Origin of the sequence: Pseudonocardia pini (genome assembly GCF_013870575.1) — a bacterium.
GTDB classification, from domain to species: domain Bacteria; phylum Actinomycetota; class Actinomycetes; order Mycobacteriales; family Pseudonocardiaceae; genus Pseudonocardia; species Pseudonocardia pini.
In genome coordinates, this window is the sequence record NZ_JACBXB010000309.1 from 1 (window position 1) to 6127 (window position 6127).

Sequence of the window (6127 nt, forward strand, 5' to 3'; positions counted from 1 at the left end):
CCCGCGCCCTCGTCCCGCAGGGTCAGCAGGAGCAGGGCGGGCACCGTGTCGATCCGGCGGGCGAGGTAGCGCAGGACGTCGAGGGTGGCGTCGTCGGCCCAGTGCACGTCCTCGACGACGAGCAGCGTCGGGCGCGACAGCTGCGCCAGCGCCGCGGCGAAGACCGCGTCCGGGGACTCGGTGTCGAGCGCGCGTTCGAGGGGCCCGCCGGTGCCGTGCGCGGCGTCGCGCAGCGGGCCGAGCGCGCGAGGGGCGAGCAGGTCGTCGCAGGCCCCCGCGAGGACCCGCACCTCCGGGTCGAGGGCCGCACGCAACGCCCGGACCAGCGCCGTCTTGCCGATGCCCGCCTCGCCGGTGAGCAGGACGACGCGCCCGGCCCCCGCGCGGACGGCGTCGACCGCGCCCAGCAGCGAGTCCAGGTCGTCCTGGCGTTCCAGGAGGTCCGGCACGGCGTGATCGTGTCATCGCCCACCGCAGGCCTCAAGGCACCGACCCCGCCGGGCATCAATGGGCAGCCGGTACCGATCTCCGCCGCCGCGCCGTCGGTGAGCCTGGTGCTCGTCACCACGAACCCAGGAGGAGCAATGGAACTCGGTGTCGGACTGCCCACCCACGACGGCCCGCTCGCCTCGCCGGAGGCCATCGCGCGGATCGCCCAGGAGGCCGAACAGCTCGACTACGCCACGCTGTGGACCTTCGAGCGGCTGCTGCGCCCGTACGCGGAGATCCCCGGCTTCGGCCGCGTCCCGGAGTACTACCGCACCGCCTACGACCCGCTGGAGACCCTCAGCTACGTCGCGGCGCTGACCAGTGAGATCGCACTCGGGACGAGCGTGATGAACGCGTTGATGCACCCGCCGGTCGTGCTCGCCCGCCGGTTCGCGACGCTCGACCGGTTCAGCGGCGGCCGCGTGGTGGCCGGGCTGGGCCAGGGCTGGATGCCCCAGGAGTTCGAGACGGTGAACGTGCCGATGAGCCGCCAGGGCGCGGGCATGGACGAGGCCGTCGCCGCGATGCGCGCCTGCTGGGGCCCCGATCCGGTCGCCTTCGAGGGGCGCTTCCACACCATCGCGCCGTCGGAGGTCAACCCCAAGCCCGTCCAGGCCCACATCCCGGTCCTGATGGGCTCAAACACGCCGGGCGGGATCGCGCGCGCCGCGCGGATCGCGGACGGGCTGAACCCGCTCGCGTTCACCTACGAGTCGCTCGTCGGGCTGACCGAGGCCTTCCACGCGGCCGCGCGGGCCGAGGGCAGGCACCCGGGGACGCTCGTCGTGGCCGCGCGGGCGAACGTGCCGATCACGCTGGACCCGATCGGCACGGACCGACCCTTCCTCGGCGGCTCGCCCCGCCAGATCGCCGACGACCTCGCGCGGCTGGAGGGCACCGGCGTGGACCAGGTGCTCTTCTCCAACGCCGCCGCGGGCGACCTGGACGACGAGGTCAAGCTGCTGGAGCAGCTGCGGATCGAGGCGAGCCGCTAGTGTCCCGATCCGGCGCCGCCGGGCCCGGTGATCCACGTCGTTCCCGGCAAGGCAGCCGGGCCGCCCTCGTACCAGGTTGTAGTCGGGCGGTCCGGCGACGCCGCCGAGGGCGGCGCGGGATCGGGACACTAGGTGGGCAGGACCTCGGGTCGCGGGCGGGTGAGCGCGACGCCCAGCAGGATCAGCGCGCCCCCCGCCAGCTGGATCGCCGCGGGCACCTCGCCGAGCAGCAGCCAGCCCGCGAGCGCGGACACCACCACCTCCAGCAGGGCGACGAGCGAGCCGCGGGCCGCGCCGATCCGGCGGATCGCGAGGACCCCGGTCAGGTAGGCGAGCACCGTCGACACGAGGATCAGCAGGACGGCGGTCAGGACCCAGCCCAGGTCGGTGCCGGCGAGGACGACCTCGTCGGGGGTGCTCAGCACGATCGGCAGCAGGCCGACCGCGCCCAGCACGGCCACCACGACGGTCCCGACCGCCATCCCGACGCCGGCCAGCACGAGCGGCGGGGTGTCCGCGCCCGCCCGGTCGGCGAGCAGGAAGTAGCTCGCCTGGCACACCGAGGCGACCAGCCCCCAGGCCAGCCCGACCGGGTCCACCGCCGTCCCCGACCAGACCTGCACGACCATCAGCAGCCCGACGATCGCGGTCCCCGCCCCGACCAGCGTCCGGCGGCTCGGCGGCTGCCTGCGCACCACCCACACCCAGGCGATGACCAGCACCGGGCCGAGGTACTCGAGCAGCAGCGCGATGCTGACCGGCATGTACCGGACGGCGTTGAAGAACGCGACCTGCACGCCCGCCATCGCCAGCACGCCGTAGAGCACCATCGCCGGGGCGTCCCGGCGCAGCGCCGCGAGGACGCCGGGCCGGGTGACCGCGAGCAGGAGCAGCACGACGACCGCGGACCCGCCGATGCGGACCAGCGCGGTGCCCGCGGACGACCAGCCCGCGTCGATCAGGGCCTTCGCGAACGGGCCGGACAGGCCGAAGGAGGTCGCCGAGACGACCGCGAACGCGAGCCCGACCGTCGCTGCCCGGCTCGCGGGCTCACTCACCGGTCACGGCGACGAGCCCCGCTGCCTCGATCCCGGCGACGGCGGCGGCCTCGTCGTGGAGCGAGAGGTCGCCGGTCACGCCCACCGCGCCGAGCAGCGTGCCCTCGGCGTCCTTCACGAACACCCCGCCGGGCACGGAGAGGATCTTGCCGCCCGCGAGCGTGGCGACGGAGGTGAAGAACTCCGGGGAGTCCGCGGCGCGCGCGGCGATGGCCCGGTTGGTCATGCCGAGGGCCAGCACCCCGCTGGCCTTCGCCGTGGCCAGGTCGGGGCGGAGGAACCCGGAGCCGTCCTGTCGGGCGAGGGCGACGACGGCGCCGCCCGGGTCCAGGACGGCGACGGTCAGCGGGTTGAAGCCCTGCTCCGTGCCGTGCGCGAGGGCGGCGTCGACGATCGTGCGGGCCTGGTCCAACGAGATGCTCACGGGGAGCACCCTGTCAGACCACCGGCCCGCGACGCTGCGGGTGCCTGGTCGGGCGGGGAGGGTCAGGCCGCCCGGCTGAGCCGGAACAGCGGGATGGTCCGGACGCCCTCGGTCTTGGCGGCGTAGTCGCCGAAGCCGGGGTTGCGCTCCACGATCCTGTCCCACAGGGAGTCCCGCTGCTCGCCGGTGATCTCCGACGCCTCGACGGTCGTGCTGTCCACGCCGTCCGGGGTGGCGATGTCCGCCGTGATCTCCGGGTTCGCCTTGAGGTTGTGGTACCAGGCCGGGTGGGTCGGGGCGCCCGCCGCAGAGGCGACGATCACGACCTCGCCCTCCTCCTGGAAGTAGACGAGCGGCGTGGTCCGGACCTGGCCGGACTTCGCCCCCCGGTGGTGGATCAGGATCATCGGCGCGCCCTCGAAGGGCGGGCCGACCTTGCCGTCGTTCTCCTTGAACTCACGGATGACGCGGGCGTTGAAATCCTCGGGCACTGCGACGTTCCTCTCAGCCGAACACGATCCATGCGGCGGCGACGGTCGCCGCCAGTCCGATCAATCCGAACACGCCCGCCCACATTCCGCCCGGCAGGTGGGTGAGGGCGGCGAGCTGGTCGGCGTCGGAGGTCGTGGTGCGCCGTCGACGACGGCTGCGCTGCAGCTCGCGGACCGCCCGCAGCCCCCCGAAGAGCAGGAACCAGCACAGAGCCGCCGCGAACCCGGCCTGCCACACCGGCGGCGCCCACCAGGCCACTGCGCCGAGCACCGCGCCCGTCACCAGCACGACGACCACGCCGAACAGGTTCCGGACGTGGACCAGCGTCGCCACCAGCAGCCCCACGCCGAGCCACAGCAGGACGTCGGCGTGCCCCGCCGCCACGAGCGCCGCCCCGCCGAGCCCGAGCAGCGGCGGGAACACGTACCCGGCGAGGAACATCAGCACCACGCCCGGTCCGCGGCCCGCGCCCGTCGAATGGGTGACCCCGGAGGTGTCGGCGTGCAGCCGGATGCCGGTCAGACCGCGCCCGACCAGCACCGCGACGAGCGCGTGCCCGCCCTCGTGGGCGATGGTCACGACCGTGCGGGTGAGCCGCCAGCTCAGCGTCCAGGCGACGACGACGAGCGCCGCGGCGGCCGCCGCCAGCTCGGCCGGGCGGGCGGCGAACCCGTCGAGCACGCCCTGGATCTCGGGAGGGAGCACGCGCCCGAGTCTTCCAGCCCGACCTGTGCGGGAGACTTGACCCTCCAGCGACTGGAAGCTCGAAGGTGGGTCCCGTGACCGCGACAGACCGCACCGCGCCCCTGCTGACGATCGGGCAGCTCGCCCGCCGCAGCGGGGTGCCCGTCCGGACGATCCGGTTCTGGTCAGACTCCGGGGTGCTCCCGGAGACGGACCGGACGGCGTCCGGCTACCGGCGGTACGACGCGGCCGCCGTGGCCCGGCTCGATCTCGTGCGCACCCTGCGTGAGCTCGGGATGGGGCTGGAGGACGTGCGCGAGGTGCTGCTGAGCCGCCGCGAGGTGGGCGAGGTGGCGGCTGCGCACGTCCGGGCCATCGACGACCGGATCCGTGCGTTGCGGGTGCAGCGTGCCGTGTGCACGGTGCTCGCCCGCGGCGGGCACACACCGAGGGAGCTGACATTGATGAACGACCTGGCCAGGCTGTCCGCCGAGGAGCGGCAGCGGATGATCGCGGAGTTCGTGACCGAGACGTTCGCGGGCACCGACCCCGAGGCGCCCGGCGCGGGCATCGCCGCCTCGATGCGGACGATGCCCACGGAGCTGCCGGAGGATCCCACGACCGAGCAGGTGGAGGCCTGGGTGGAGCTGGCCGAGCTGGTCGGCGACCCCGCCTTCCGGGCGCGGGTGCGGGAGATGGCGGTCGGGGGCTCGGCGCTGCCGCCGTCTACCGCGGCGGCCGACCCGGCGGCGGTGGCCGAGCACGCGGGGGCGGCCCTGCGGGAGGGGATCGACCCCGCCTCCCCGCAGGCCGCGGAGGTGGTCGAGCGGATCGTGGGTCCGCTCCCGGTGGCGGAGCGGGCGGAGCTGGCGGCCACCATCGCCACCTTCACCGACCGCCGCGTGGAGCGGTACTGGACCCTCCTGGGGATCCTGAACGGCTGGCCCCCGGCCCCCCGGAACGCCGCCGCCTTCGAGTGGTTCGCCCAGGCCCTCACCACCTGACCCGCCCCGCGAGTCCCCCACTACCGACGCGCGAGTCGGACACCACAACCCGCGAGTCCCCCACTTCCGACGCGCGAGTCGGACACCACGGCGGGCGAGTCGGACACCACAGGGCGGCCAGGTCCATGACCACACGCTGTCGGGTCGGCTCACGCGCGGGTGCGATCGTGGGTCAACTGTCGGACCCGTGGAAGTGCGACGACGGGCGGTAGAGCGCGGAGTCCTTCCACGGTCCTACTAGCCCGGGGGCCTCTGGCTCACCCTGGTCGCGGCGCTCGGCTACCTGGGCCCCGGCGGCGCGGCGGTGCACGCCTCGGGCCGGACACCGGGGTTCGCCCTCTCGGGCCGTGGTGTCCGGCTCGCGGGCCGTCGTAGCCGATTCAGGGGTACGTGTCGGACGTGTGCGTCGGGGCCTCGCGCATCGTCGTGTCTGGCTCGTGCCTTCGTGTCGGACTCGCGCGTCGGAACCGGGGGACTCGCGCGCTGTGGTGTCCGACTCGCGGGCTGTGTGTCCGACTCGCGCGTCGGAACCGGGGGACTCGCGCGCTGTGGTGTCCGACTCGCGCGCTGTGGTGTCCGACTCGCGCGCTGTGGTGTCGGACTCGCGCGTCGGGACCGGGGGACTCGCGCGCCGTGGTGTCCGACTCGCGGGCTGGGGTGTCCGACTCGCGCGCCGGGGTGTCCGACTCGCGCGCCGGGGTGTCCGACTCGCGCGCTGGGGTGTCCGACTCGCGCGTCGGAAGCGGGGGACTCGCGGGTGGGTGGTCAGGGGTGGGTCGGCAGGGCTGTGGGGGGGCGGGTGGGGGCCACCGCGGACCCGCCCCGGGTCGTGTGGATCCAGGGCGAGGCGGGCTCGGGCAAGTCCGCCCTGCTCGACGCGCTGGTCCACGACCTCCCGCCGGAGTACGGGGTGCTGCGGGCCGAGGCGGACGAGCTGGAGTCCGAGGAGCCCCTCGCCCTCGCCGCACAGCTCGGGGTCCG

At 74.7% G+C, this 6127-nt stretch carries 8 protein-coding genes; 3 read left to right on the plus strand and 5 right to left on the minus strand.

Annotation, left to right across the window (positions count from 1 at the left end; translation table 11 throughout):
• On the minus strand, positions 1 to 449 hold a 449-nt coding region (locus H5J29_RS17775; protein WP_181782074.1), incomplete at its 3' end, for an ATP-binding protein.
• A 135-nt stretch (positions 450 to 584) separates the two neighbouring features.
• Here H5J29_RS17775 and H5J29_RS17780 point away from each other — a divergent pair.
• Complete coding sequence (locus H5J29_RS17780) at positions 585 to 1484, plus strand: TIGR03619 family F420-dependent LLM class oxidoreductase (protein ID WP_181782075.1); 900 nt, start codon at positions 585 to 587, stop codon at positions 1482 to 1484.
• A 128-nt stretch (positions 1485 to 1612) separates the two neighbouring features.
• Here the strand turns inward: H5J29_RS17780 and H5J29_RS36260 are convergent, their stop codons facing one another.
• The 4 genes from H5J29_RS36260 to H5J29_RS17800 form a co-directional block, all read right to left on the minus strand.
• Positions 1613 to 2542, minus strand: a complete 930-nt coding sequence (locus tag H5J29_RS36260) for an EamA family transporter (RefSeq protein ID WP_181782076.1) — start codon at positions 2540 to 2542, stop codon at positions 1613 to 1615.
• Complete coding sequence (locus H5J29_RS17790; protein WP_181782077.1) at positions 2535 to 2966, minus strand: GlcG/HbpS family heme-binding protein; 432 nt, start codon at positions 2964 to 2966, stop codon at positions 2535 to 2537. The genes H5J29_RS36260 and H5J29_RS17790 overlap by 8 nt, the downstream gene beginning before the upstream one ends.
• 62 nt (positions 2967 to 3028) lie before the next feature.
• A complete protein-coding gene (locus H5J29_RS17795) occupies positions 3029 to 3457 on the minus strand; it encodes a nitroreductase/quinone reductase family protein (protein WP_181782078.1) in 429 nt (142 codons plus the stop codon).
• Positions 3458 to 3470: 13 nt separating this feature from the next.
• Positions 3471 to 4163 carry a M50 family metallopeptidase gene (locus H5J29_RS17800; protein WP_181782079.1) on the minus strand — a complete coding sequence of 231 codons (693 nt, stop codon included), beginning with the start codon at positions 4161 to 4163 and terminating at the stop codon, positions 3471 to 3473.
• A gap of 74 nt (positions 4164 to 4237) precedes the next feature.
• On the opposite strand from H5J29_RS17800, the gene H5J29_RS17805 reads away from it, so the two are divergent.
• On the plus strand, positions 4238 to 5146 hold the full coding sequence (locus tag H5J29_RS17805; protein WP_181782080.1) for a helix-turn-helix domain-containing protein: 909 nt from the start codon (positions 4238 to 4240) through the stop codon (positions 5144 to 5146).
• A 799-nt stretch (positions 5147 to 5945) separates the two neighbouring features.
• The coding region (locus tag H5J29_RS17810) for an ATP-binding cassette domain-containing protein (RefSeq protein WP_220187571.1) at positions 5946 to 6127 on the plus strand (182 nt) is incomplete at its 3' end.

Bases quoted from the DNA above. Each gene is read 5' to 3' on its own strand.
- H5J29_RS17780 (WP_181782075.1), top strand. From the start codon at position 585: ATGGAACTCGGTGTCGGACTGCCCACCCACGACGGCCCGCTCGCCTCG.